Raw genomic sequence first — 770 nt, 5'->3', positions numbered from 1 at the left:
ACTGGGCATGATTTTCTTCATGCCCAAAGAGTGGCTAAGCTAGCTCAAAAAAATGTATAGAAGATTTTAAAAAAAATGAAACTGATATTGGTCTGTATGTTGTGAAAGTAGCTAGCTATTTGCATGACACCATAGACTAAAAAGTCACTGCAGATAGAATAGACTGAGAGGAGTACGAATTATACTTAGCCATGAGAATATTACAACTCCGGCTAGAGAAGACATTTTAGATATTATCCAACATATGTCATATGCTGACAACATTGAACACCATTATCAGCTTTCTAACGAAGGTAAATGTGTTCAGGACGCTGATAGACTTGATGCACTAGGTGCAATCGGCATAGCACGTGCATTTGCTTACGGCGGGCACGCTGGACAGGAAATATATGATTCCAAAATATCAGTGAAGAAAATCAAAACACACGATGATTATCGCCATCACAAAAGTACAACCATCAATCACTTTTATGAAAAGCTGCTGAAATTAGCAAGTTCAATGAATACCAGAACGGGAAAGCAAGAAGCCAGTCGTCGAACAAAGTATATGCGTGATTTCTTATCTGAATTCCAAATGGAAACAGGTGTAAAAGATGAAACATAATGAGCATCTATTAGATAAATCGTATTTCGAAAAAGTCGCTGAACTTTTTAATAAAGGACAGTCTGATCCCCTGCTAGGTGATGCCATGTGAACATGGAATAATCTTCAGGAAGGTTTCACAGTCAATGAGCGTCTTCCAGACACTCTCGTTGATGTTGCTGTTTGG

Annotated in this window: 1 pseudogene; it reads left to right on the top strand. The window is 38.2% G+C overall.

The features are described 5' to 3' along the window. Positions 1–604: pseudogene (locus KGF70_RS17520) on the top strand (HD domain-containing protein); the annotation flags it as partial. Between the last annotated feature and the right edge of the window lie 166 nt (positions 605–770).

Origin of the sequence: Lactiplantibacillus sp. 7.2.4 (assembly GCF_018991185.1) — a bacterium.
In the GTDB taxonomy this organism is placed as follows: domain Bacteria; phylum Bacillota; class Bacilli; order Lactobacillales; family Lactobacillaceae; genus Lactiplantibacillus; species Lactiplantibacillus pentosus.
This window is presented reverse-complemented; position numbering and strand designations above follow the sequence as displayed.